The sequence below is a fragment of the Streptomyces sp. WAC00040 genome, assembly GCF_056835925.1.
On sequence record NZ_JAKQZE010000003.1, the window covers coordinates 694,591 to 717,480 of the forward strand.

General features: G+C 70.8%; 23 protein-coding genes. 3 read left to right on the forward strand and 20 right to left on the reverse strand.

Features of this window, described 5'->3' with window-relative positions; genetic code table 11:
- A complete protein-coding gene (locus MDN94_RS28575; protein WP_189473620.1) occupies window positions 1-984 on the reverse strand; it encodes an aspartate carbamoyltransferase catalytic subunit in 984 nt (327 codons plus the stop codon).
- An 88-nt stretch (window positions 985-1,072) separates the two neighbouring features.
- Window positions 1,073-1,651: a bifunctional pyr operon transcriptional regulator/uracil phosphoribosyltransferase PyrR gene (gene pyrR / locus MDN94_RS28580; protein ID WP_482728763.1), complete on the reverse strand. Its 579-nt coding sequence runs from the start codon at window positions 1,649-1,651 to the stop codon at window positions 1,073-1,075.
- A 231-nt stretch (window positions 1,652-1,882) separates the two neighbouring features.
- On the opposite strand from pyrR, the gene bldD reads away from it, so the two are divergent.
- Entirely contained in the window at window positions 1,883-2,383 is a 501-nt protein-coding gene (bldD, locus tag MDN94_RS28585) for a transcriptional regulator BldD (RefSeq protein ID WP_005319862.1), read from the forward strand.
- A gap of 312 nt (window positions 2,384-2,695) precedes the next feature.
- Here bldD and nusB read toward each other — a convergent pair whose 3' ends face one another.
- The 15 genes from nusB to MDN94_RS28660 all read right to left on the reverse strand — a co-directional run bounded on the left by nusB (window position 2,696) and on the right by MDN94_RS28660 (window position 16,950).
- A complete protein-coding gene (nusB, locus tag MDN94_RS28590; RefSeq protein WP_005319859.1) occupies window positions 2,696-3,124 on the reverse strand; it encodes a transcription antitermination factor NusB in 429 nt (142 codons plus the stop codon).
- A gap of 2 nt (window positions 3,125-3,126) precedes the next feature.
- Window positions 3,127-3,693, reverse strand: coding sequence for an elongation factor P (efp, locus tag MDN94_RS28595; RefSeq protein WP_005319856.1), 567 nt, complete (start codon window positions 3,691-3,693; stop codon window positions 3,127-3,129).
- 61 nt (window positions 3,694-3,754) lie between these two features.
- Window positions 3,755-4,861 (reverse strand): aminopeptidase P family protein, encoded by a 1,107-nt coding sequence (locus MDN94_RS28600; protein WP_482728764.1) that lies wholly within the window; start codon window positions 4,859-4,861, stop codon window positions 3,755-3,757.
- A 483-nt stretch (window positions 4,862-5,344) separates the two neighbouring features.
- Complete coding sequence (locus tag MDN94_RS28605) at window positions 5,345-6,223, reverse strand: Pro-rich N-terminal domain-containing protein (RefSeq protein WP_482728765.1); 879 nt, start codon at window positions 6,221-6,223, stop codon at window positions 5,345-5,347.
- Between the two features lie 169 nt (window positions 6,224-6,392).
- On the reverse strand, window positions 6,393-6,833 hold the full coding sequence (locus MDN94_RS28610) for a type II 3-dehydroquinate dehydratase (protein ID WP_482728766.1): 441 nt from the start codon (window positions 6,831-6,833) through the stop codon (window positions 6,393-6,395).
- Window positions 6,830-7,924, reverse strand: coding sequence for a 3-dehydroquinate synthase (aroB, locus tag MDN94_RS28615; RefSeq protein WP_482728767.1), 1,095 nt, complete (start codon window positions 7,922-7,924; stop codon window positions 6,830-6,832). The genes MDN94_RS28610 and aroB overlap by 4 nt, the downstream gene beginning before the upstream one ends.
- Window positions 7,921-8,436 carry a shikimate kinase gene (locus tag MDN94_RS28620; protein ID WP_482728768.1) on the reverse strand — a complete coding sequence of 172 codons (516 nt, stop codon included), beginning with the start codon at window positions 8,434-8,436 and terminating at the stop codon, window positions 7,921-7,923. The genes aroB and MDN94_RS28620 overlap by 4 nt, the downstream gene beginning before the upstream one ends.
- The gene (gene aroC / locus MDN94_RS28625) at window positions 8,433-9,617 is read right to left on the reverse strand and encodes a chorismate synthase (RefSeq protein WP_482728769.1); all 1,185 of its coding nucleotides are present in this window, start codon (window positions 9,615-9,617) and stop codon (window positions 8,433-8,435) included. The genes MDN94_RS28620 and aroC overlap by 4 nt, the downstream gene beginning before the upstream one ends.
- 175 nt (window positions 9,618-9,792) lie before the next feature.
- Window positions 9,793-10,173 carry a hypothetical protein gene (locus MDN94_RS28630; protein WP_482728770.1) on the reverse strand — a complete coding sequence of 127 codons (381 nt, stop codon included), beginning with the start codon at window positions 10,171-10,173 and terminating at the stop codon, window positions 9,793-9,795.
- A 51-nt stretch (window positions 10,174-10,224) separates the two neighbouring features.
- Complete coding sequence (locus tag MDN94_RS28635) at window positions 10,225-11,052, reverse strand: shikimate dehydrogenase (RefSeq protein WP_482728771.1); 828 nt, start codon at window positions 11,050-11,052, stop codon at window positions 10,225-10,227.
- On the reverse strand, window positions 11,052-12,845 hold the full coding sequence (gene mltG / locus MDN94_RS28640) for an endolytic transglycosylase MltG (RefSeq protein ID WP_482728772.1): 1,794 nt from the start codon (window positions 12,843-12,845) through the stop codon (window positions 11,052-11,054). The genes MDN94_RS28635 and mltG overlap by 1 nt, the downstream gene beginning before the upstream one ends.
- Window positions 12,846-12,947: 102 nt before the next feature.
- A complete protein-coding gene (gene ruvX / locus MDN94_RS28645; protein WP_482728773.1) occupies window positions 12,948-13,412 on the reverse strand; it encodes a Holliday junction resolvase RuvX in 465 nt (154 codons plus the stop codon).
- Between the two features lie 17 nt (window positions 13,413-13,429).
- Window positions 13,430-16,099: an alanine--tRNA ligase gene (gene alaS / locus MDN94_RS28650; RefSeq protein ID WP_482728774.1), complete on the reverse strand. Its 2,670-nt coding sequence runs from the start codon at window positions 16,097-16,099 to the stop codon at window positions 13,430-13,432.
- A complete protein-coding gene (locus MDN94_RS28655; protein ID WP_482728775.1) occupies window positions 16,099-16,512 on the reverse strand; it encodes a DUF6167 family protein in 414 nt (137 codons plus the stop codon). Before MDN94_RS28655 ends, alaS begins: the two co-directional genes overlap by 1 nt.
- Window positions 16,513-16,518: 6 nt before the next feature.
- Window positions 16,519-16,950 (reverse strand): DUF948 domain-containing protein, encoded by a 432-nt coding sequence (locus MDN94_RS28660; protein ID WP_482728776.1) that lies wholly within the window; start codon window positions 16,948-16,950, stop codon window positions 16,519-16,521.
- A gap of 159 nt (window positions 16,951-17,109) precedes the next feature.
- On the opposite strand from MDN94_RS28660, the gene MDN94_RS28665 reads away from it, so the two are divergent.
- The gene (locus tag MDN94_RS28665) at window positions 17,110-19,254 is read left to right on the forward strand and encodes an ATP-binding protein (protein WP_482728777.1); all 2,145 of its coding nucleotides are present in this window, start codon (window positions 17,110-17,112) and stop codon (window positions 19,252-19,254) included.
- A 52-nt stretch (window positions 19,255-19,306) separates the two neighbouring features.
- On the opposite strand, the gene rpsD is transcribed toward MDN94_RS28665, so the two are convergent.
- Entirely contained in the window at window positions 19,307-19,921 is a 615-nt protein-coding gene (gene rpsD / locus MDN94_RS28670; RefSeq protein WP_005319815.1) for a 30S ribosomal protein S4, read from the reverse strand.
- A 188-nt stretch (window positions 19,922-20,109) separates the two neighbouring features.
- On the opposite strand from rpsD, the gene MDN94_RS28675 reads away from it, so the two are divergent.
- Window positions 20,110-20,805 carry a DUF2470 domain-containing protein gene (locus MDN94_RS28675; protein WP_482728778.1) on the forward strand — a complete coding sequence of 232 codons (696 nt, stop codon included), beginning with the start codon at window positions 20,110-20,112 and terminating at the stop codon, window positions 20,803-20,805.
- A 6-nt stretch (window positions 20,806-20,811) separates the two neighbouring features.
- On the opposite strand, the gene MDN94_RS28680 is transcribed toward MDN94_RS28675, so the two are convergent.
- A complete protein-coding gene (locus MDN94_RS28680) occupies window positions 20,812-22,170 on the reverse strand; it encodes a replication-associated recombination protein A (protein WP_482728779.1) in 1,359 nt (452 codons plus the stop codon).
- A gap of 42 nt (window positions 22,171-22,212) precedes the next feature.
- On the reverse strand, window positions 22,213-22,857 hold the full coding sequence (locus MDN94_RS28685) for a vitamin K epoxide reductase family protein (RefSeq protein WP_482728780.1): 645 nt from the start codon (window positions 22,855-22,857) through the stop codon (window positions 22,213-22,215).
- Window positions 22,858-22,890 lie beyond the last annotated feature (33 nt).

The following is a 22,890-nucleotide window of genomic DNA, read 5'->3' on the forward strand; positions in this document are numbered from 1 at the left end:
TTACTTCTCCTCGGTACGGGTGTTCGTGGTGGGGGCGTCGGACTCGTTGCCGCCGAGCAGCAGGTACAGCACCGCCATGCGGATCGACACGCCGTTGGCGACCTGCTCCACGACGGTGCAGCGGGGTGAGTCCGCGACCTCTGCGGTGATCTCCATGCCGCGGACCATGGGCCCGGGGTGCATCACGATCGCGTGCTCCGGCATCCGCGCCATCCGCTCGCCGTCCAGGCCGTAGCGCCGGGAGTACTCGCGCTCGGTGGGGAAGAACGCGGCGTTCATCCGCTCGCGCTGGACGCGCAGCATCATCACCGCGTCGGACTTGGTCAGGGTCGAGTCCAGGTCGTAGGAGACCTCGCAGGGCCAGGTCTCCACGCCGACCGGCACCAGGGTCGGCGGGGCGACGAGGGTGACCTCGGCGCCGAGGGTGTGCAGCAGGTCCACGTTGGAGCGGGCGACCCGGCTGTGCAGTACGTCGCCCACGATCGTGATGCGCCTGCCGGCCAGGTCCTGCCCGATCCCGTCGTCCTTGCCGACGAGGCGGCGGCGCATGGTGAAGGCGTCGAGCAGGGCCTGGGTCGGGTGCTGGTGGGTGCCGTCGCCGGCGTTGATGACGGGCGCGTCGATCCAGCCGGAGTTGGCGAGGCGGTAGGGGGCACCGGACGCACCGTGCCGGATGACGACGGCGTCGACGCCCATCGCCTCCAGGGTCTGTGCGGTGTCCTTCAGTGACTCGCCCTTGGAGACGGACGAGCCCTTGGCCGCGAAGTTGATGACGTCGGCGGAGAGGCGCTTCTCGGCGGCCTCGAACGAGATCCGGGTGCGGGTGGAGTCCTCGAAGAAGAGGTTGCAGACGGTGCGGCCGCGCAGGGCGGGAAGCTTCTTGATCGGCCGGTCGGCGACCCGTGCCATCTCCTCCGCGGTGTCGAGGATGAGGACGGCTTCGTCGCGGGTGAGGTCGGCGGCCGAGATGAGGTGACGCATCATCGGAGGATTTCTCCAGGTCTGTGGAGGTTGCGAGGCATGCGGGGGCGCGGAAGGGCACGCCGTACGAAGGGGTGGCCGTACGGGGGTGCTAGCGCTCCGCGGTGGGGGCGGTCTCCCGCACACCGAGCAGGACGGTGTCGCGACCGTCCTCCTCCGAGAGCTGGACCTTGACCGTCTCGCGCAGCGACGTGGGGAGGTTCTTGCCGACGTAGTCGGCGCGGATGGGCAGCTCACGGTGGCCGCGGTCGACCAGGACGGCGAGCTGCACGGCCCGGGGCCGGCCGAGGTCGCCGAGGGCGTCGAGCGCGGCGCGGATGGTGCGGCCGGAGAAGAGCACGTCGTCGACGAGGACGACGAGGCGACCGTCGATGCCGTCACCGGGGATCTCGGTGCGGGCCAGCGCACGGGCGGGCTTCAGCCGCAGGTCGTCGCGGTACATGGTGATGTCGAGGGAGCCGACCGGGATCCTGCGGCCGGTGATGCCTTCGAGCTTCTGCGCGAGCCGGCGGGCCAGATACACACCGCGGGTCGGGATGCCGAGGAGTACCACGTCGTCGGCGCCCTTGGCGCGCTCGACGATCTCATGGGCGATACGGGTCAGTACCCGCGCGATGTCGGGGCCTTCGAGAACGGGCCTGGCGGCATCGGAACTACTGGAAGCGTCCATAGGAAACGGACCTCCTTCTCCGCCTCACGGGACGGACCTTAAAGGACGTCGGAATTGCGCGCTCAACGTTACCAGGGCTTGATGGATGCATTGATCCGGGTCCACCGGCCACCGGCCGGAACCGGTCCGGACCCATTCGGCTTGACTCATCCAAGTAACGCTGCGTAACCTCACAGTGAGTTACCAGCCACGCGGCGGAGCCGCACGTCGTCACTGCGTCCGGGGAGCTATATGTCCAGCGAATACGCAAAACAGCTCGGGGCCAAGCTCCGCGCCATCCGCACCCAGCAGGGGCTGTCCCTCCACGGCGTCGAAGAGAAGTCCCAGGGCCGCTGGAAGGCCGTGGTCGTGGGTTCGTACGAGCGCGGCGACCGTGCCGTCACGGTGCAGCGCCTCGCCGAGCTGGCGGACTTCTACGGCGTCCCGGTGCAGGAACTGCTGCCCGGCACCACGCCCGGCGGTGCCGCCGAGCCGCCGCCGAAGCTCGTCCTGGACCTGGAGCGCCTGGCGCACGTCCCCCAGGAGAAGGCCGGCCCGCTCCAGCGGTACGCGGCGACGATCCAGTCGCAGCGCGGCGACTACAACGGCAAGGTGCTGTCGATCCGCCAGGACGACCTGCGCACCCTGGCCGTGATCTACGACCAGTCCCCGTCGGTGCTGACCGAGCAGCTCATCAGTTGGGGTGTGCTGGACGCGGACGCGCGCCGTGCGGTGGCGCACGAGGAGAGCTGATCCCCGGCTGGCTCTGCATGAACTCTTGAAAAAACGTCACGCCGGAGGGCGGGGCCGGATTCCACCGGCCCCGCCCTCCGCCATTCCCGGCCCCGGCATCCCTCGGGCCCGCTCCCCCGCCGCGGCCTCACCGGGCGTGGGCCCCGCCGGGACAGCCCGGCCTCCGGACCCGGCCCACCCACCACACCCGACCGGCCCGCGCCGGGCGCGGGCGGGCCGGCGGGGCTGCACGGGCGGTGGGAAAACACCAGGCCCGGGGCGGAAGACTTTCGTCTTCCGCCCCGGGCCTGGTGAAACCGGCGGGGACGCGAATCAGTCGCGGCGCAGGCTCGGCTTGAGGTCCTTGAAACGGCCCAGCAGGCCGTTCACGAAGGCCGGCGACTCGTCCGTGGAGAACTCCTTGGCGAGTTGCACCGCCTCGTCGATCACCACCGCGTCGGGGGTCTCGTCCTTCCAGACCAGCTCGTAAGCGCCGAGCCGGAGGATGTTGCGGTCCACGACCGGCATACGGTCGATGGTCCAGCCGACGGCGTAGGTGGCGATGAGCTCGTCGATACGGTCCGCGTGCTCCGCGTACCCCTCGACGAGGTCCATCGTGTACTCGGCGACCGGCGGCTGCCGCTCGTCGGTACGGGCGTGCCGGACCCAGTCCGCGAGGACCGTGTGCACGGTCGCCCCGCGCTGGTCGGCCTCGAAGAGGATCTGGAAGGCGCGCTTGCGGGCCTTGTTACGGGCAGCCACGGTTAGCTGTTCACCCGGCCGAGGTAGTCGCCCGAGCGGGTGTCGACCTTGATCTTCTCACCAGTGGTGATGAAGAGCGGGACCTGGATCTCGTAGCCGGTCTCCAGGGTGGCGGGCTTGGAACCACCGGTGGAACGGTCGCCCTGCACGCCGGGCTCGGTGTGCTGGACGGTCAGCTCGACGGCGGCCGGCAGCTCCACGTAGAGCACCTCGCCCTCGTGCTGCGCGACGCTGGCGGTGAAGCCCTCGATGAGGAAGTTCGCGGCGTCGCCGACCTGCTTGCGGTCGACCATCAGCTGGTCGTAGGTCTGCATGTCCATGAAGACGAAGTACTCGCCGTCCATGTAAGAGAACTGCATGTCGCGGCGGTCGACGGTGGCCGTCTCGACCTTCACGCCGGCGTTGAAGGTCTTGTCGACGACCTTGCCGGAGAGCACGTTCTTGAGCTTGGTGCGCACGAAGGCCGGGCCCTTGCCGGGCTTGACGTGCTGGAACTCGACGACGGACCAGAGCTGGCCTCCGTCGAGCTTGAGCACCATGCCGTTCTTGAGGTCGTTCGTGGAAGCCACGGTTGCGGAATCTCCTGGACTGACGCTGGGTGGACGACCAAGTCTTTCGCACCGCGGCTCGCTACAGCGCGAGCAGCTCCTTGGTCGTGATGGTGAGTAGCTCGGGTCCGCCGTCCGCCTCCTGGCGCACGACGAGCGTGTCATCGATCCGGACTCCGCCCCGGCCCGGGAGGTGGACCCCCGGTTCGACGGTGACCGGCACACAAGCGTCCAGTTTACCCATGGCCGCAGGGGCGAGCTGCGGGTCCTCGTCGATTTCGAGCCCGACACCGTGCCCGGTGCGGGGCGGGAGCTCCTCCCCGTGACCCGCGACATCCAGGATCTGCCGTGCGGCGTGGTCGACGTCGCGGTACGCCGTGCCGGGCAGCAGGGCCTCCCGGCCGGCCCGCTGAGCGGCGAAGACGAGCTCGTAGAGCTCGATCTGCCAGTCGGCCGGGGTCGTGCCGATCACGAAGGTACGGCCGATCTCGCAACGGTAGCCGCGGTAGTTCGCACCGAGGCAGACGGAGAGGAAATCACCCTCCTCCACACGCCGGTCGCTCGGGCGGTGCCCTGTTCGTCCCGAGTTGGGGCCGGTGGCGACGGAGGTCGGGAACGCGCGGCCGTCGGCGCCGTGGTCGACCAGACGGCGCTCCAGCTCAAGGGCGAGATGCCGTTCGGTGCGGCCGACGAGGATGGACTCGAGCAGCTCACCGAGCGCCTGGTCGGTGATCTCCGCGGCGATACGCAGACAGGCGATCTCGTCCTCGTCCTTGACGATCCGCTGCTGCTCGACGGCGAGCCCGAGATCGGCGAAGCGCAGCCGGGGGGCGACCGATCCGAGCGCACGGTGCCGGGCGACCGTCAGATGGTGTTCCTCGACCGCCAGTGACTCGACGCCCTCCGTACGCGCCAGCTCGGCGGCTGCGACCGCCGCGTCACCGGTGGACGTCTGCATCACGACAAGCCGCAGCCCCTCGTCCGGCCGCCCGTCGGCGGGATCGCCGGTCGGCGTGCGGGGACAGACGAGCACGTCGTCGGCGGGCCCGAGGAGCAGCACCGCACCGGGCGGAGCCCCTCCGGCGAGATACCGGACGTTCGCGGGCCGGGAGATCAGGGCCGCCGCGCTGCCGGTCGCGGCGCATCGATCGCGCAGTCGGCCACGACGGACCCCATACACCTCAGACATTCTTCGAGCGTACGAGCGTGGGGCGCGGAGGGCCCGGTGACAGGGCCGAGCGGGTCCGCGCGGCGGGAACGCGTTCCCGTGCGGCCGTGCGTTCCGGGGACCCGTCACTTCCCTGAACCGGGCTCGGCCCGGACCGGTCACCGCGCTCCGCGCGGTGCTTCGGGGGCTTCTCCCCCTACGCCCGGCGGTGCGGGCTCACCGGATCCCCGCCCCTCACACGCCGGCGAGGCTGGAATTTCCTCCGTCCGGCGGAGGCGGCCTGAGCCGCCGGCAGGGCTGGAGGCCGCGCAGCGACACTTCCAGCCCGTTCGGGGCACCTCCCACGACCGCCAGGCCGTAGGTGGAGTCCGACGGCACTGCGCGAAGCGCGGTACGCCCCCGCAGGAGGTAGGGGCCGGGCTCCGGTTTCAAGAAGTGGGCCGCCCCGGCCGCCGGGCCGTACGGGGGGCGCAGCCCTCCGCAGGCGGCGGCACCCCGACCCGCCTACCAGCTTGGGGGGCTCGCGATCGCGCGTGCCAGTACGTCGTCGAGGACGCGCGCCGTCGTCTCCACGTCGTACTTCGAGTTGTCGATGATCGGCAGGCCCGACCCGTACCACCCGGCCATCCGTCCGTGGATGCCTGCGACCTCCTCGTCGGACAGACGTCGGTTGCCGCTGCGCTCCGCGTTGCGTTCGAGGACGATCTCGAGGCCGGGCAGGAGCACCACCGGCAGCAGGCCGGGGCCGACATGGCGTTTCCAGCCGCCGAGGCCGACGGCGGGGCGGTCGGGGAAGACCGCGTCGTCGAGGATGCAGGAGATCCCGTTGGCCAGGAAGTTGCGGGCGGCGAAGCCGCAGGTGCGGCGGGCGAGGCGGTATTGGGCCTCGGAGTTGTCGTTCCAGCCGGACTGGGGGTCGGCGAAGCCGGAGCACACCCATTCCCGGACGTCGTCGAGGCTGATGTGCGCCGTCGGCACCCGGCGGTGGTTGGCCCAGTGGCGGGCCACCGTGGTCTTTCCGGCGCCGGCCGGGCCGATCAGCAGCACGGCGAGCATGGCCGTGCCGGTGCCGCTGTCCGCCGGGGGCGGGGCGGGTATGGGGACCGGCCCGCCGGGCGGGAGTTGGATGTGCCCCGTCGTTTCGCGGGAGGGCCGCGGCGGGGCGCCGTGCGGTGCCGGACCGGGCCGGCCGGGAGGCGCCGAGGGCCCCGCCGGGGAGCCCTGCGGGGGTGGCGGCAAAGGGCCGGCGGGCGCCGCGGGCGGCGGCGGTGGCGGACCCGCGGGAAGCCCGGGGCCCGGGTGCTGCGCACCGTGTATCCATCCGGTCGGTCCCTGCCCCGGTCCGTGGGGCGGCGGCAGCGGAGCCCCCACTGCGTGCTGCATCCGGTGCCACTCCGTCTCGTACGACTGACGCTCTGTCGGACGGCCGACACGGCCGTCGTGCTATCGAACGGTACCCTCCCGGTGCCGCTCGGATGTGCGACCGGGCCCGGCCGCCGTAGCGACAACGGCCCAGGGCGGCTCGAAGTGCCCTGCTCCGCGCGGCGGCGCGTCAGCCGTCGAGTTCCTCCGCCAGCGCGCGCAGCGCGAGCCGGTAGGAGCCGATACCGAAGCCGGCCACCGTGCCGCTGGCGACCGCGGCCACCACGGAGGTGTGGCGGAAGGCCTCGCGGGTGTACGGGTTGGAGATGTGCACCTCGATGAGCGGGGCCGTCCGCTGGGCGGCGGCGTCGCGCATCCCGTACGAGTAGTGCGTGAAGGCACCGGGGTTCAGAACGACCGGAATTGAACCGTCCGCGGCCTCGTGCAGCCAGCGGATCATCTCCCCCTCGTCGTTCGTCTCGCGCACGTCGACGTCGAAGCCGAGGTCCTTGCCGAGGGCCTGGCAGGTTTCCACCAGACCGGCGTAGGAGGTCGCGCCGTAGACGTCCGGCTCGCGGGAGCCGAGGCGGCCGAGGTTGGGGCCGTTGAGCACGAGCACCCGGCGGGTCATGCGGAGACCTCGCCGTAGGCGGCGAGCAGGACTGCCGGGTCGGGGCCTTCGAGCACGGTCGGCTTGGCCAGGCCGTCGAGGACGATGAAGCGCAGCAGATTGCCGCGGGACTTCTTGTCGACCTTCATGGTCTCCAGCAGCTTGGGCCACTGGTCGCCGCGGTAGGTAAGCGGGAGCCCGACGGACTCGAGGACCGTGCGGTGCCGGTCGGCGGTGGCGTCGTCCAGCCGCCCGGCGAGACGGCCGAGTTCGGCGGCGAAGACCATGCCGACGGAGACGGCCGCGCCGTGCCGCCACTTGTAGCGCTCGTTCTTCTCGATGGCGTGCGCCAGGGTGTGCCCGTAGTTCAGGATCTCGCGGAGTCCGGACTCCTTGAGGTCGCTGGAGACGACGTCGGCCTTGACCTGGATGGAGCGCACGATCAGCTCGGCCGTGTGCGGACCGGCGGGCGTGCGGGCGCCCTGCGGGTCGGCCTCCACGAGGTCGAGGATGACCGGGTCGGCGATGAAGCCGGCCTTGATGATCTCCGCCATGCCGCTGACGTAGTCGTTGACCGGCAGCGAGTCGAGCGCCGCCAGGTCGCACAGCACACCGGCCGGCGGGTGGAACGCGCCGACGAGGTTCTTGCCCTCCGCGGTGTTGATGCCGGTCTTGCCGCCAACGGCCGCGTCCACCATGCCGAGCACGGTCGTCGGGACGGCGATCCAGCGCACGCCGCGCAGCCAACTCGCCGCGACGAACCCGGCGAGGTCGGTCGTGGCGCCGCCGCCGACGCCGACGATGACGTCGGTGCGGGTGAAGCCGGTCTGGCCGAGCGCCTTCCAGCAGTACGCCGCGACCTCGACGGTCTTGGCCTCCTCCGCGTTCGGCACCTGGATCGCGACGGCCTCGTAGCCCTGGTCCGCGAGGTCCGCGCGCAGCGCCTCACCGGTCTCCGCGAGCGCCTCCGGGTGGAGCACCGCCACCCGCTGGGCCTTGGTCCCGATCAGGCCCGGCAGTTCGCCGAGCAGTTGCCGGCCGACCAGCACCTCGTACGGGTCCGTACCGGCCGTTCCGCCGACCTGGATACGGGTCACTGCCTGGTCAGTCATGCGTCCTTCAGCTCCAGTGCGTCGAGGACCGCCTGTGCGACCTCTTCGGGCGTGCGGTCGTCGGTGGCCACGACGACGCGGGCCACTTCGTTGTAGAGAGGCCGGCGGGCGTCCATCAGCTCGCGCCACTGCCGGCGGGGGTTGACGGCGAGCAGCGGGCGGGCCGCGTTCAGCCCGACGCGCTTCACCGCCTCTTCCACGTCCATCGACAGGTAGGCGACGGGCAGGCCGGTGAGCAGCGCGCGGGTCCCCTCGTCGAGGATCGCGCCGCCCCCGAGGGCGAGCACGCCCGGGTGCTCCGCGAGGGCGGACCGGACGGCCGCGCGCTCGAGGTCACGGAAGTGGTCCTCGCCGTCCTCGACGAAGATGTCGGAGATCTCGCGGCCCTCGGCGGCGACGATGTCCGCGTCGGTGTCCCGGAAGGCCACGCCGAGCCGTCCGGCGAGCAGCTCGCCGACCGTGGACTTGCCCGACCCCATCGGCCCGACGAGGACGATCAGCGGGGCGCTCATCGGATGTGCAGGTTGTCGAGGTACGAGCGGACGTTGCGGCGGGTCTCCGTGACGCTGTCGCCACCGAACTTCTCCGCCACGGCGTCGGCGAGGACCAGGGCCACCATCGCCTCGGCGACGATGCCCGCGGCGGGCACCGCGCAGACGTCGGAACGCTGGTGGTGGGCGGCAGCGGGCTCGCCGGTCTCCACGTCGATGGTCCGCAGGGCGCGCGGAACGGTCGCGATGGGCTTCATCGCGGCGCGGACGCGCAGCAGCTCGCCGGTGGACATGCCGCCCTCGGTGCCGCCGGACCGGCCGGACGTGCGGCGGATGCCCTCGTCGGTGGGCACGATCTCGTCGTGCGCCTTGGAGCCGGGTACGCGGGCGAGGTCGAAGCCGTCGCCGACCTCGACACCCTTGATCGCCTGGATGCCCATGAGGGCCGCGGCGAGACGCGCGTCGAGCCTGCGGTCCCAGTGGACGTGCGAGCCGAGGCCGACCGGCACGTTGTACGCGAGGACCTCCACCACGCCGCCGAGGGTGTCGCCGTCCTTGTGGGCCTGGTCGATCTCGGCGACCATCGCCTTGCTCGCGTCGGCGTCCAGGCAGCGGACCGGGTCGGCGTCCAGGCGCTCCTCGTCGGCGGGGACGGGAACGACGCCGTACGGGGCCTTGGCCGCGGCCAGCTCGACCACGTGGGAGACGATCTCGATGCCCGTCGTCTCCTTCAGGTACGAACGGGCCACCGCGCCCAGGGCGACCCGGGCCGCGGTCTCACGGGCGCTCGCGCGCTCCAGGATCGGGCGGGCCTCTTCGAGCGCGTACTTCTGCATGCCGGCGAGGTCGGCGTGACCGGGCCGGGGCCGCGTGAGGGGCGCGTTACGTGCCAGCTGGGCGAGCTCGTCGGGGTCGACGGGGTCGGCCGCCATGACCTTCTCCCACTTCGGCCACTCGGTGTTGCCGACCATGACCGCCACCGGCGAGCCCATGGTCAGTCCGTGGCGCACGCCGCCGATGAAGGTGACCTCGTCGCGTTCGAACTTCATCCGGGCACCGCGACCGTAACCGAGGCGCCGCCTCGCAAGGTGGTCCGCCACCATGTCGGTGGTGATCGGCACACCGGCGGGAAGACCCTCCAGCGTCGCCACCAGTGCGGGTCCGTGCGACTCGCCTGCGGTCAGCCAACGCAACCTGCTCAACGGTGCTCCTCATGCTCGCGCGTGGAACTGCGACGGCGCGGCCTGGGGAAACCTCCCGGCAGCGGCCGGGGAGGCGCGGCCCTGGCCCGCCTGTCTCGATCCTCCCACGTCCCCGCCCCGCTCCCGGCCACCGGTCCACCTGGCGGACGCCCGTGGACAGCCGGTCCCGAGCCGGTCAGACGCCGTCGCGGCGCTGCTGGGGCGCGTACGCCCCCAGGTAGTCGGCACCGCTGGGCTGCTGATGATCCTGCTGAGCGGGGGCCTGAGGGCCGAGGAAAGCGGCGCCGCCGGGCTGCTGCGGGGCCTGCTGAGCAGGGGCGTACGGGCCGAGGAAGTCGGCACCGCTGCCCTGGTTGCCCGGTGCCGCGGGCACCGGCTGAGGGTTGCGCGCGGCGCGGCGCCGGGCGATCTTCTTCCGGATCGATGACGCCCAGCCGAGGAGGACCAGCAGGATGATCAGGCAGATGATCGGGATCTGCAGCCAGTCGGGCAGGAACGAGACGATGCCCTCGAAGATGTTCTTGGCGATCGACGCCTGCGGCTGACCGGTTTCCATGGCCGGGCTCCCCCTGTGCTGTTGACGTGCCCCTGATCGAACGCGCCGATCCTAGCGGGCCCGGAGCGCGCCTTCACCAGCGGTACGCATCGCCCGTAGCGGCGCGGGTGACCGGCCCGTCATCTGCTCGACCTGGAACACCGCCTGGTGGACCAGGAGGTCGAGTCCACCCACGATCCCGCCGCCGTTCCCCGACCAGGCAGCCGCCAGGGCCGTCGGCCACGGGTCGTACAGCACGTCGAAGAGGGTGCCGGGCGCGGCCGGGACCTCGGCGGCGAGGGCGTCGGTCGTGCCGGCAGGAGTGGTGGCGATCACCAGGGGCGCGTGCAGTGCCTCGGCCGCTGCCGACCAGTCGGCGGTGCGGACGTCCACGCCCAGTCGCTCGCCCCAGCCACGCATTTCGGCGGCGCGCGCCTCGCTGCGCACGTAGGCCGTCACCGGGCCGGTGCAGACACGCGCCAGGGCGGCGACCGCGGAGGAGGCGGTGGCCCCGGCTCCGAGGATCGCGGCGGAGTCCACCGTCTCGACGCCTCGCTCGCGCAGCGCCGCGATCATGCCGGGGATGTCGGTGTTGTCGCCGACCCGGCGGCCGTCGTCGGTGAACACCACGGTGTTGACGGCCTCGACGGAAGCAGCGGTGTCACTGATCGCGTCGAGCAGCGGGATGATCGCCCGCTTGAGCGGCATTGTCAGCGACAGGCCGGCCCATGACGCGTCGAGCGCCGCGACGAAGCCGGGCAGTGCGGCCTCGTCGACCTCGAACCGGTCGTAGGACCAGTCGCCGAGGCCGAGTTCGGCGTAGGCGGCGCGGTGCAGCACCGGGGACAGCGAATGCGCGATGGGCGAGCCGAGGACGGCCGCCCGGCGGGGCGGCGCCATCAGCTGCCCCGCGAGTCGTTGAACTTGTCCACCAGCTTCTGGTGCTCGGCGAGCGTCTTCGCGAACTCGGTCTTGTTCATGCCGTCCGTGGCCACGAAGTACAGCCAGCCGTCGTCCGTCGGGTTGAGGGCCGCCGTCAGGGCCTCGTTGCCCGGGTTGCTGATGGGCCCCGGGGTCAGACCCCTCTGGGTGTACGTGTTGTACGGGTCCTGGTTGCTGTTGATCTCGTCCTCAGAGATGTCGATCTTGCTCTGACCCTTGAGGTAGTTGAAGGCGGAGTCGAACTGGAGAAGTTGGTTCGTCTCGGTGTTCTCGGGCTTGAGACGGTTGTAGATGACCTCGGACATCTTGCGGAAGTCGTCGTGCGTCTTGCCCTCGACCTGGACGAGGCTGGCCAGCGTGAGCAGCTCCCACGGGTTCTCGAGGCCGAGGCCCTTCGCCTTGGACTCGAGGCCGGCCTTCTCGTACTCCTGGTTGGCACGGGCGACCATCTTCTTGAGGATCGCCTCCGGCTTGTCGCCCTGCGAGACCGGGTAGGCAGCCGGGAAGAGGAAGCCCTCGAGCGGGTCCTTGACGTCCTTGTGGTTCTTCGCCCAGTCGGGCAGCCCGAGACTGTCGGCCTTGGCCTCCGCGACCGACTTTGTCGTTCCCGGCTTGAGCTTGAGCTTCTTGTCTATCGACGTGTAGACGGTGGCGTTGCGGGTGCCCTCTGGGATCGTCAGGTTGTTGCGGCTGGCGGGGTTGAGCATCGACTCGACCGCGCTCTTGGCCGACTGCTCCTTCTTCAGGAGGTAGACGCCGTCCTGGATGGTGCCGCCCTTGGGGTTCTTGGCCTGGGCGGAGACGAACGCATCGACGCTCTTGACCACGCCGAGTTCCTTGAGGATGTTCCCGATCTCGCTGCCCGTGGCGCCCTTGGGGATCGTCACCTCGACGGTCGCGGCGATACCTGTGCCCTCGAAGTCCTCCGGCTCACCGAACTGGCCCTGAACGAACTGGTAGCCGAAGTAGCCGACGGTCCCGAGGCCGCCCACGAGGACCGCCGCGACGACCAGGCATGCCAGGCCGTTGCGGCCGCCCTTCTTCTTGGTCCCCTTGCCACGGCGGTCGCGGCCGCCACCGTCACCGCGGCCCCGCGCCTCTTCGTCGTAGCCGTCGTCCTCGTCGCGGCTGTCGTCGCCGGTGAAGAAGGGGTGGGTCTCCTCCTGTGCGGCTTCGGCGTCCCAGTCGGTGGCCGCCTCGGGCTCGGCGCGGCGCCGGCCGGGTGGCTGCGGCGGCGGGTAGGCGTCGGGCGTGCCGTAGTAGTCGGCTTCCTGGCGGGTGCCGTACCCGGCGGGCTCGCCGCCGTAGGTGGCGGACGGGTCGGAGCCGTACGGCGCCGCGGAGTGCTGACCGGTGTCCCAGCCGCCGCCGTCGTAGTGCTGCTGTGGCTGCTGGTTCCGGGGCTGCTGGTACGGGTCCTGGTACTGCTGCTGACCGCCCTGCTGGTACGGGTCGTGGTACTGGCCCTGGCCGGTGTCGTACTGCCCCTGGCCGGTGTCGTACTGGCCCTGGGCGTACTGGCCCTGCCCCGTGTGGTACTGGCCCTGGCCGGTGTCGTACTGGCCCTGGGCGTACTGGCCCTGGCCGGTGTCGTACTGGCCCTGCTGCGGCTGCGGGTACTGCTGCTGCGGATCGCCGGCGTACGGAGCATGACCGGCCGCGGGCTGCTGCCCTCCCCACCCCTGATCCCCGTACAAGGGGTCCTCAGGGTGCCACGGTTCGGAGCCGGGGCCCCGGCCATACTCAGTCATCGATCCCCTAGGGCCGCGAGACGGCGCGGAACGTTCCGCCTCTTTTCTGTGCGGCGGCTGTTCGAACACCGCCGCATCGCGCGGAACGTTACCGTATCGCGATCAGACAATCGGTTCGACGCCCTCCCCCGGGGCATTGCCCGACGCCCGTTCGGACTCCAGAGCGTTCTGAAGGATCACCACAGCGGCAGCCTGGTCGATGACGGACCTGCCCTTTTTGGACTTCACGCCCGAAGCACGCAATCCCTGGGTGGCCGTCACTGTGGTCATCCTCTCGTCGACCAACCGGACGGGCACCGGATTGACGCCCTGTGCGAGCGTCTGTGCGAAGCCCCGGATCTTCTTGGCCGCCGGCCCTTCCCGTCCGCTGAGCGAGCGGGGCAGGCCGACCACGACCTCGATCGGGTCGTACTCCTCCACCAGTTGGCGCAGCCGCCGGTGGGCGGCCGGGACGTCACGTCCCGGCACGGTCTCCACCGGCGTGGCGAGGAGCCCGTCGGGGTCGCACGAGGCGACCCCGATCCGGGCGTCCCCGACGTCGATCGCGAGGCGACGTCCGCGGCGCATCTTCGGCCTGTCCTCGGTCACGCGGTCTCGGCGACGAGGCGCTCGACGGCGGCCACGGCGTCACCGATGGCGCCCGGGTTCTGGCCGCCGCCCTGGGCGACGTCCGGCTTGCCGCCTCCGCCGCCGCCCAGCGTCTTGGCGGCGGCGCGGACCAGGTCGCCGGCCTTGAGGCCGCGCTCGCGGGCGGCTTCGTTGGTGGCGATGACCGTGAGCGGACGGCCGTTGGCTGTCGTGAAGACGGCCACGACGGCCGGACGGTCGCCCGGGATGCGGCCGCGCACGTCGAGGACCAGCTTGCGCAGGTCGTCGGCGGACGTGCCGTCCGGCACGGTGCCCGTGACGAGGGCGACGCCACGGACGTCCTTGGCGCCCTCGGCGAGCCCGGCGGCGGCGCCGAGTACCTTCTCCGCGCGGAACTTCTCGATCTCCTTCTCGGCGTCCTTCAGCTTGCCGAGCATGGCGGCGATCTTCTCCGGCAGTTCCTCGGAGCGGCCCTTGACCAGCTCCTGAAGCTGGGCGACGACCGTGTGCTCCTTGGCGAGGAAGTTGTACGCGTCGACGCCGACGAGGGCCTCGACGCGGCGCACGCCGGAGCCGATGGAGGACTCGCCGAGCAGCTTCACCAGACCCAGCTGGGCGGTGTTGTGGACGTGCGTGCCGCCGCACAGCTCCTTGGAGAAATCTCCGATCGTCACGACGCGGACCCGCTCGCCGTACTTCTCGCCGAACTCGGCGATGGCGCCCTGCTTCTTGGCCTCGTCGATGCTCATGACCTCGGCGTGTACGTCGAGTTCACGGGCGAGGACCTCGTTGATCTTCTGTTCGACGTCGGTGAGGACCGTGCCGGGGACGGCGTTCGGCGAACCGAAGTCGAAGCGGAAGCGGCCCGGGGAGTTCTCCGAGCCGGCCTGGGCGGCCGTCGGGCCGAGGGCGTCGCGCAGGGCCTGGTGGGTCAGGTGGGTGGCGCTGTGGGCGCGGGCGATGGCACGGCGGCGGCGTACGTCGATGACGGCGTAGGCGGAGGCGCCCACGGTGACCTCGCCGACCTGGACGACACCCTTGTGGACGCTGACGCCCGGGACCGGCTGCTGCACGTCACGGACCTGGATGACGGCGCCCGAGTGGAGCTTGATCCGGCCCTGGTCGGCGAGCTGACCACCACCCTCGGCGTAGAACGGCGTGCGGTCGAGGACGATTTCCACCTCGTCGCCCTCGGAGGCGGCCGGGGAGGACACGCCGTCGACGAGCAGGCCGACGACGGTGGATTCGCCCTCGGTGGAGGTGTAGCCGGTGAACTCGGTGTTGCCCGAGGTGTCGGCGATCTCCCGGTAGGCCGTGAGGTTGGCGTGACCGGTCTTCTTGGCCTTGGCGTCGGCCTTGGCCTTGTCCCGCTGCTCCTTCATCAGGCGGCGGAAGCCGTCCTCGTCCACGGTCAGGCCCTGCTCGGCGGCCATCTCGAGGGTGAGGTCGATGGGGAAGCCCCAGGTGTCGTGGAGCAGGAAGGCCTTGTCGCCGGGCAGGACAGTGCTGCCCTTGGCCTTGGTCTCCGTGACGGCGGTGTCGAGGATGTTGGTTCCGCTCTTGAGGGCCTTGAGGAAGGCGGCCTCCTCGGCGAGGGCGACGGTCTCGATCCGCTTACGGTCGGTGATCAGCTCCGGGTACTGCTGCCCCATGGTGTCGATCACGACGTCGACGAGGTCCTTCACGACCGGGCCGGTGGCACCCATGAGCCGCATGTTGCGGATGGCGCGGCGCATGATGCGGCGCAGCACGTAGCCGCGGCCCTCGTTGCCGGGGGTGACACCGTCGCCGATGAGCATCGTGGAGGTGCGGATGTGGTCGGCGACCACGCGCATGGAGACGTCGGACTCGTGCTTGTCGCCGTAGCGGACGCCGGTCAGCTCGGTGGCCTTGTCCATCACGACGCGCAGGGTGTCGGTCTCGTACATGTTCTGCACGCCTTGCAGGATCATGGCGAGGCGTTCGAGACCGAGACCGGTGTCGATGTTCTTGCTCGGCAGGTCCCCGAGGATCGGGAAGTCCTCCTTGCCGTCGCCGGCGCCGCGCTCGTACTGCATGAAGACCAGGTTCCAGATCTCCACGTAGCGCTCGTCGTTGACGGCTGGGCCGCCCTCGGGGCCGAACTCCGGACCGCGGTCGTAGTTGATCTCGGAGCAGGGTCCGCAGGGGCCGGGGACGCCCATCGACCAGAAGTTGTCCTTCTTGCCGAGGCGCTGGATGCGCTCGGCGGGCACGCCGATCTTCTCGCGCCAGATCTGCTCGGCCTCGTCGTCGTCGAGGTAGACGGTGATCCAGAGCTTCTCCGGCTCGAGGCCGTAACCGCCCTTGTCCCGGGGGCTGGTGAGCAGTTCCCAGGCGAGCTCGATGGCGCCTTCCTTGAAGTAGTCGCCGAACGAGAAGTTGCCGCACATCTGGAAGAACGTGCCGTGCCGGGTGGTCTTGCCGACCTCTTCGATGTCCGGCGTGCGCACGCACTTCTGCACGCTGGTCACCCGCGGGGCGGGCGGCTTGACCTCACCGAGGAAGTACGGCTTGAAGGGGACCATGCCCGCGGGGACGAGGAGCAGAGTCGGGTCGTCCGCGATGAGCGACGCCGAAGGCACGACGGTGTGCCCGCGCTCCTCGAAGAAGCTCAGCCAGCGGCGGCGGATTTCAGCCGACTCCATCAGTGGTCCTCATTCCGGTTGTACGAATGCTCGCCGTGCGGCTCTTCGCCGGGCGGCTGCTCGGTGTTCGAATGCTTGCGGTACGACTTCCCGCCCGGCTTCCCGCCGTGCAGGTACGTGATCTGCGCGGGCTCCCCCCGCCCTACAGCCGCCGGCCCCCGCTGGGCCGGCAGTTCGCCGTCGACGGGCGCGTGCAGCCCCAGCACCTCGGCGAGTTCGCCCTCGCGCTGCACCATCCCGGCGCGGACGTCGAGCGCGAAGTCCTTGAGCCTGTGGCCCGCGTCGACGGCCTTGTTCGCGGCCTGGGCGGCGAGGCTCTCGGGGGTGAGCTGCTTGAGCTTGCGATTGACCTTGGTGGTGGCCCATACGCCGGCTGCTGCGCCGGCGGTGAACCAGAACGTGCGGCGGAACATGGTGCTTCAGCCCTTCCGGTTCCAGCGCCGGGCCGCCGGCACGGTGCGGCCGACGATCACGGAACGGCGCGACGGCGCGACGGGCTTGTCGTCGCCCTTGCGGCTCATGGCACGGCGGACGCCGTAGCCGAAGGCGGCCACCTTGACCAGCGGGCCGCCGAACGTGGAGGCGACGGTCGTGGAGAGCGCGGAGGCGTTGGAGGTGACCTCCTGGACGTCGGTCGCGATGGCGTCCACCCGATCGAGCTGGGTCTGCGCGGAGCGCACGGTCGCCGAGGCGTCGGCCAGCAGGGGCACCGCCTGTTCGGTCACGTCCGCCACGAGTTTGGTGGTCGCCCTGAGCGTCTGGGCCAGCCTCACGAGCACCACGGCGAGGAAGGAGACCAAGATCGCCCAGAAGACGGCCACCAGAATCCCGGCAACCTCTCCACCGGTCACTGCGCACCGCTCTCTGCATCGTCTTCGGGTGTACGGGAAATCGCCCTCCGAGCCTATCGCGCCCTCGACGGCGGCCCGTACCGCATTACCGGCGCGCTGTGGCCCGGTTCTCCGGGCCGATTGTACGCAGTGCTTACGCATGAGTACTCTGCGTTGCCTATGCGACGTCGCCACAGCAGTCTTCCCGCGGAACTGAACCGTTTCGTGGGTCGCAACGACGAGTTGTCCGCGCTCATCGGCACCCTCGACAGCTCCCGTCTGATCACCGTCGTCGGACCCGGCGGCGTCGGCAAGTCCCGCCTTGCGGTGCACGCAGCGGCGGCCGTGCAGAATCGGTACGCCGACGGGGTGCGGCTGTGCGAACTGTCCCTGTTACGGGACCCCGATCTGCTGGCCCACGCCCTTGCGGAGAGCCTCGGCGTCACCGATCACACCTCCAGGCCGCCCCGCGATGTCGTGACCGACGAACTCGCGGGCAGCAGCCTGCTGCTCGTCGTGGACGGCTTCGAGCAGATCGTCGACGAGTGCGCCGAGCTCGTACGGGACGTGCTGCGCCGCGCTCCCGGGGTGCAGGTCCTCGCGGTGGGCCGTAGACCGCTGCGGCTCGACGGGGAGCAGATCTTCGAGCTGGCCTCGATGACCGAGGAGGACGCCGCGGCGCTCTTCGAGGCCCGGGCCGCCGCAGTGCTGCCGAATCACCGTGCCACCGGCACCGAGCGGCCCGCGGTCCTCGAGGTGTGCCGCCGACTCGAACACATCCCGCTGGCGCTCGAACTCGCCGCCGGACGCCTGCCGGCGCTCTCCCTGGACCAGTTGCTGCACCGGCTCGACGACCGCTTCGGACTGCTCACCGGCGGCTGCCGGGGAGGCCTTCCGCGCCATCGCACCCTGCGTACCGCCGTGGGCTGGAGCCATGAGCTGTGCTCACCGGAGGAACGGCTGCTGTGGGCACGGCTGTCGGTCTTCGCCGGACAGTTCGACCTGGACGCGGTCGAGTACATCTGCACCGGCCCCGACCTGCCCGCCGACGGCGTCCTCGACGTGCTCGGCGAGCTGGTCGCCCAGTCCGTGGTCTGCCGCGAGGAGACGCCGGCCGGCCTGCGATACCGCCTGCTGGACACGGTCCGTGAGTACGGGGCGGAGTGGCTTCACGCGATCGGCGACGCGGAGCGGCTGCGCAGACGGCACCGCGACTGGTACATGGGGCTCGCCACCTGGTGCGAACTGGAGTGGTTCAGCCCGCGCCAGGCGGAAGTGGCTGCCTGCGCCGACAGCGCGCTCCCCAATCTGCGGGCGGCGCTCGAACTGTGCCTGGAACAGCCCGAGGACGCCCATCTGGGCCGGCATCTTGCGGGGACCCTCTGGTTCTACTGGGTCGGCTGCGGTCGGCTCGCCGAGGGCCGGCACTGGCTCGACCGGTGCCTCGCCGATGACTCGGGGCACGAGGAGACACGGCTCAAAGCACTGTGGGTGCTCGGCTACGTGGCGGTCCTGCAGGGCGACCCGGCGGCCGCGGCGGCCGCGCTGCACGAGTGCGCCGAGCGGGCGGACCGGGCGCAGGACCGGCTTGCCGCCGCCTATGCGACGCACCGCAAGGGCTGCCTGGCCCTGCTCGCCGACGAGATGCCGCGCGCCGAGGGTCTGCTGCGCTCGGCGCTCGCCTCGTACGAGGACCTGGGCGAGCTCAACAGCAACGTCCTGATGGGCCGGGTCGAACTGGCCATGGCGCTGGTCTTCCAGGACCGGCTGGACGCGGCGGTCACGCTGTGCGAGGCGGTCAATGAGGTCTGCGAGGACCACGGCGAGCAGTGGGCCCGCGCGTACGCGCTCTATGTGCTCGCCTACGCGGCCTGGGAGTCGAACACGTACGACAGGGCACGGGAGTTGCTGAACGTGTGCGTCGCCATCGACCACAGGTTCAACGACCTCGTCGGCCTGGTCCTGGCCCTCGAGCTGCTGGCTCTGGTGACGGCCAGCGAGGGGGATCCGGCGGAGGCCGCGGTCCTGCAGGGCGCGGCGGCCACGCTCTGGGGCTCGGTGGGCCCCTCCCTGTTCGGCTCCGGCTATTTCGGTGCGCCGCGCGCCCTGTCCGAGGAGCGGGCGAGACGGCTGCTGGGTGACGAGCGGTTCGAGGAGTGCGTACGCGACGGCCGTGGACTGTCCCTCGACGCGGCGGTGCGGCGTGCGCTCGCGGCGCCCGGCAGCACGCGGCCGGGGCCGGTCCGCACGCAGCGGGTACGGCCCCTGGAAACGCGGGAGCCCGCCAACTCCCCCACCGGGAACGGTGGGGAAGCGGCGGGCTGAAGCGCTGCGAGCGGCCGCCTCCCCCGGCTGGTGCCGGGAGGGACCGCCAGGATCAGCGGGCGTAGTACTCGACGACGAGCTGCTCGTCGCAGATGACCGGAACTTCCTTGCGCTGCGGGTCGCGGTCCAGGCGGAACGCCAGGGCCTTGAGGTTGACCTGCAGGTAGCGCGGGGTCTCACCGTCGGCGGCGAAGCCACCCTCGCGGGCGACCTGGAAGAGGGTCTTCTCGCGGGAGCGCTCGCGGACCATCACGACGTCGTCGGGACGGACGCGGAAGGACGGCTTGTCGACCTTGCCGCCGTTGACCTCGATGTGGCCGTGGACGACCATCTGGCGGGCCTGGTAGATGGTGCGGGCGATGCCCGAACGCAGAACCAGGGCGTCGAGGCGGCGCTCGAGCTCGACGACCAGCGCCTCGCCGGTCTTGCCCTCGGCCTTGCGCGCGCGGTCGTAGGCGCGGGCCATCTGCTTCTCGCTGATGTCGTACTGCGCACGCAGGCGCTGCTTCTCGAGCAGACGGACCTTGTAGTCCGAGTTCTGCTTGCGGCCACGGCCGTGCTCGCCCGGCGGGTAGGGGCGGGCTTCGAAGTACTTGACAGCCTTCGGCGTCAGCGCAATACCGAGCGCACGCGACTTCTTGACCTTGGGACGCGACTGGTTAGGCACGTTCTCCAGACCTCCGTTGTAGGTTAGGTTAGGCTCACCTTACTCAAGGAGATCGCATGTCTCGCCCTGGGAACACCAAGCGCATCACGGACAGCACAAACAACGCCGATGCCTCTTCGGGCATCGAGGTGACGGAGGTCCGATCAGCTCATGGTCAGCCGCGTCCCAGCGGGCTTGAAATCACTCGGATGCCGTCAGCAGCCGAGCGCACACGAACTCTCGTACAGAGTACATGCTCAGCGGTACTGCTCGTCCCGGGGCTGGAGGGCGCCCGGCCGGAGCAGCTGAGCCCCCACGCCAGGGCGGTCGGCACCGACGGGGAGGTCTTCCTGCTGTTCGCCGCCGACTCGCCCGCCGTGCGGGCCGCGACCCACGCACAGGACGACGAGCTGTCGGCGGTACTGGAGCTCACCGACGTCGCGCCCGTCGCCGTGCGCGACCGTATCCGGGGCCGCGCCCGGGTCTCCGGATGGCTGACCAGCGTCCCGGGCCTCGCGGCCGAGCCCGGGTACATGATGCTGCGTCTCGAGGTCGGCGAGGCGAGCGTCGACGACCTGTGGGGTGCCGCCCGCGTCGAACCCGAGGAGTTCGCGAACGCGGCCGTCGACCCCCTCGTCTCCCACGAGACCGAACTGCTCCAGCATCTGCACTCCGCGCACAGCGACCAGGTGCAGGCCCTGGGCTCCCTGCTCGGCGATCGGGAAGGAACGGCCGCAGAGGAAGGACGGCGAGCGGTACCGCTGGCGCTGGACCGGTTCGGGCTGCGGGTGCGGTTCACCGGCGAGCACTGCTTCGACGCCCGCTTCGACTTCCCCGCACCCGTCGCGGACGTGACCGAGTTGCGCCGCGCGATGCACACACTGTTCGAGGCGGCGTCCCTCTGACGCCACTCAGTCCTCCTCGCCGCGCAGGCGCGCACGCACCTTCTCCACCACGTCCGCGTACCGCGCCTCCGCGCCGTACCGCGTCGGTTCGTAGTAACGCCTGCCGTGCACGGCGTCCGGTGCGTACTGCTGGGCCGCGATACCGCCGGGGACGTCGTGCGGATAGACGTATCCCTGGGCGTGGCCCAGTTTCGCCGCCCCCTTGTAGTGGCCGTCGCGCAGATGGCGCGGGACCGGGCCGGCCAGGCCGCCTCGCACGTCCTGCTGGGCCGCGGAGATCGCCGTCGTGGCCGCGTTCGACTTGGGGGCGAGCGCGAGGGCGATGGTGGCATGGCTGAGGGTCAGCGCCGCCTCGGGGAAACCGATCATGGCGACGGCCTGGGCGGCCGCCACCGCCGTCGGCAGCGCGGTCGGATCCGCCAGGCCGATGTCCTCGCTTGCCGAGATCATCAGCCGTCGGGCGATGAACCGCGGGTCCTCCCCCGCCTCGATCATCCGCGCCAGATAGTGCAGTGCCGCGTCCACGTCGGAACCACGGATCGATTTGATGAGCGCGCTGGCGACGTCGTAGTGCTGGTCGCCGTCGCGGTCGTACTTCACCGCCGCCCGGTCGACCGTCTCCTCAACGGTCACCAGGCTGATCCCGTCCTCGCCCTTGTCGAGGGCCGCACCGGCCGCGGCCTCCAGGGCCGTCAGCGCCCGGCGGGCATCGCCGCCCGCGATGCGCAGCAGATGCGCCTCCGCATCCTCGGGGAGCGACACGGCACCGCCGAGCCCCCGCTCCTCTGTGAGCGCCCGGCGCAACAGGCCGCGGACGTCGTCGTCGGTCAGCGGCTCCAGGGTGAGCAGCAGCGAACGGGAGAGCAGCGGGGAGATCACCGAGAAGTACGGATTCTCGGTGGTGGCGGCGATCAGCGTGACCCAGCGGTTCTCGACAGCGGGCAGCAGCGAGTCCTGCTGGGCCTTGGAGAAGCGGTGGATCTCGTCGAGGAAGAGGACGGTCTCCTTGCCGAAGCCGCCCGCGGCGCGCTTGGCGCCTTCGATGACGGCCCGGACCTCCTTGACGCCCGCGGTGATCGCGGACAGCTCGACGAAGCGCTTGTTCGTCGCCTTGGAGACCACATAGGCCAGCGTGGTCTTGCCCGTGCCGGGCGGGCCCCAGAGGATCACGGACGAGACGCCGGCCGGCCCTCCCCCGCCACCTTCGCCGACCAGGCGGCGCAGCGGTGAACCGGGCTTGAGCAGATGCCGCTGGCCGACGACCTCGTCGAGGTTGCGCGGGCGCATCCGGACCGCCAGTGGACTGCTGGTCGGGTCCTTCTCCTGGCGTTCTTCGGCTGCGGCGGTAAAGAGGTCGGGCTCCACGTTGTGAAGCCTATGTCAGCCCACTGACAGCGCCGGATCCGGTCAGGAGGTCCAGAAGTCCCACCACCGGGTCAGGATCAGCATGCCGATCACGCCGGTGTGCAGGACGGGCAGCACCCAGGTGAACTCGTCGAGGAAACCGCGCACCCAGGACGGCGCGGGCAGCAGCCCGTGGCGGACGTTGTGCGAGGTCACGTACCAGAACATGAAGATCGTGGCGACCCAGGCCAGGCAGCACCACAGGCACAGCGCGTTGATCTCGTACAGCGACTGCTGCATCAGCCACGTACAGAAGCCGACGCCGAAGAGGGTGCCCGCGTTGAAGGTCAGCCAGTACCAACGTCGGAACCGGGCACCGGCGAGCAGGCTCATGCCGACGCAGACCACGATGCCGTAGGTCACCAGTCCGAGCATCGGGTTGGGGAAGCCGAACGCCGCGGCCTGGTCGCTCTCCATGACGCTGCCGCAGGAGACCACCGGGTTGAGGCTGCACCCCGGTGTGAAGGTGGTGCCGGCGATCTTCGCCTCGAGGATTTTGAACTTGTCGATCGTGATGACCCACGCGGCCAGCAGACCGGCGGCGCCGGTGACGACGAGCAGCCAGGCGAAGGCCCTGCCGGCGCCGACCCCGCGCCCACCGGGTGCGTCCTCGTCGGGGGACACGTCTTTGGCAGCTGCACTCGTCATTTCGCCGTTCCATCGCTCCGGGGCTGCTGGGCA

What these genes read in the sequence shown, in the direction of transcription:
- MDN94_RS28675 (WP_482728778.1), top strand. Translation starts at nt 20,110, where the DNA reads ATGCCGTCAGCAGCCGAGCGCACACGAACTCTCGTACAGAGTACATGC.
- MDN94_RS28665 (WP_482728777.1), top strand. Translation starts at nt 17,110, where the DNA reads ATGCGACGTCGCCACAGCAGTCTTCCCGCGGAACTGAACCGTTTCGTG.
- ruvX (WP_482728773.1), bottom strand. Translation starts at nt 13,412, where the DNA reads ATGCGCCGCGGACGTCGCCTCGCGATCGACGTCGGGGACGCCCGGATC.
- bldD (WP_005319862.1), top strand. Translation starts at nt 1,883, where the DNA reads ATGTCCAGCGAATACGCAAAACAGCTCGGGGCCAAGCTCCGCGCCATC.
- MDN94_RS28600 (WP_482728764.1), bottom strand. Translation starts at nt 4,861, where the DNA reads ATGTCTGAGGTGTATGGGGTCCGTCGTGGCCGACTGCGCGATCGATGC.
- MDN94_RS28605 (WP_482728765.1), bottom strand. Translation starts at nt 6,223, where the DNA reads ATGCAGCACGCAGTGGGGGCTCCGCTGCCGCCGCCCCACGGACCGGGG.
- aroB (WP_482728767.1), bottom strand. Translation starts at nt 7,924, where the DNA reads ATGACTGACCAGGCAGTGACCCGTATCCAGGTCGGCGGAACGGCCGGT.
- MDN94_RS28635 (WP_482728771.1), bottom strand. Translation starts at nt 11,052, where the DNA reads ATGGCGCCGCCCCGCCGGGCGGCCGTCCTCGGCTCGCCCATCGCGCAT.
- alaS (WP_482728774.1), bottom strand. Translation starts at nt 16,099, where the DNA reads ATGGAGTCGGCTGAAATCCGCCGCCGCTGGCTGAGCTTCTTCGAGGAG.
- MDN94_RS28575 (WP_189473620.1), bottom strand. Translation starts at nt 984, where the DNA reads ATGATGCGTCACCTCATCTCGGCCGCCGACCTCACCCGCGACGAAGCC.
- MDN94_RS28685 (WP_482728780.1), bottom strand. Translation starts at nt 22,857, where the DNA reads ATGACGAGTGCAGCTGCCAAAGACGTGTCCCCCGACGAGGACGCACCC.
- MDN94_RS28610 (WP_482728766.1), bottom strand. Translation starts at nt 6,833, where the DNA reads ATGACCCGCCGGGTGCTCGTGCTCAACGGCCCCAACCTCGGCCGCCTC.
- MDN94_RS28655 (WP_482728775.1), bottom strand. Translation starts at nt 16,512, where the DNA reads ATGTTCCGCCGCACGTTCTGGTTCACCGCCGGCGCAGCAGCCGGCGTA.
- mltG (WP_482728772.1), bottom strand. Translation starts at nt 12,845, where the DNA reads ATGACTGAGTATGGCCGGGGCCCCGGCTCCGAACCGTGGCACCCTGAG.
- MDN94_RS28620 (WP_482728768.1), bottom strand. Translation starts at nt 8,436, where the DNA reads ATGAGCGCCCCGCTGATCGTCCTCGTCGGGCCGATGGGGTCGGGCAAG.
- MDN94_RS28630 (WP_482728770.1), bottom strand. Translation starts at nt 10,173, where the DNA reads ATGGAAACCGGTCAGCCGCAGGCGTCGATCGCCAAGAACATCTTCGAG.
- pyrR (WP_482728763.1), bottom strand. Translation starts at nt 1,651, where the DNA reads ATGGACGCTTCCAGTAGTTCCGATGCCGCCAGGCCCGTTCTCGAAGGC.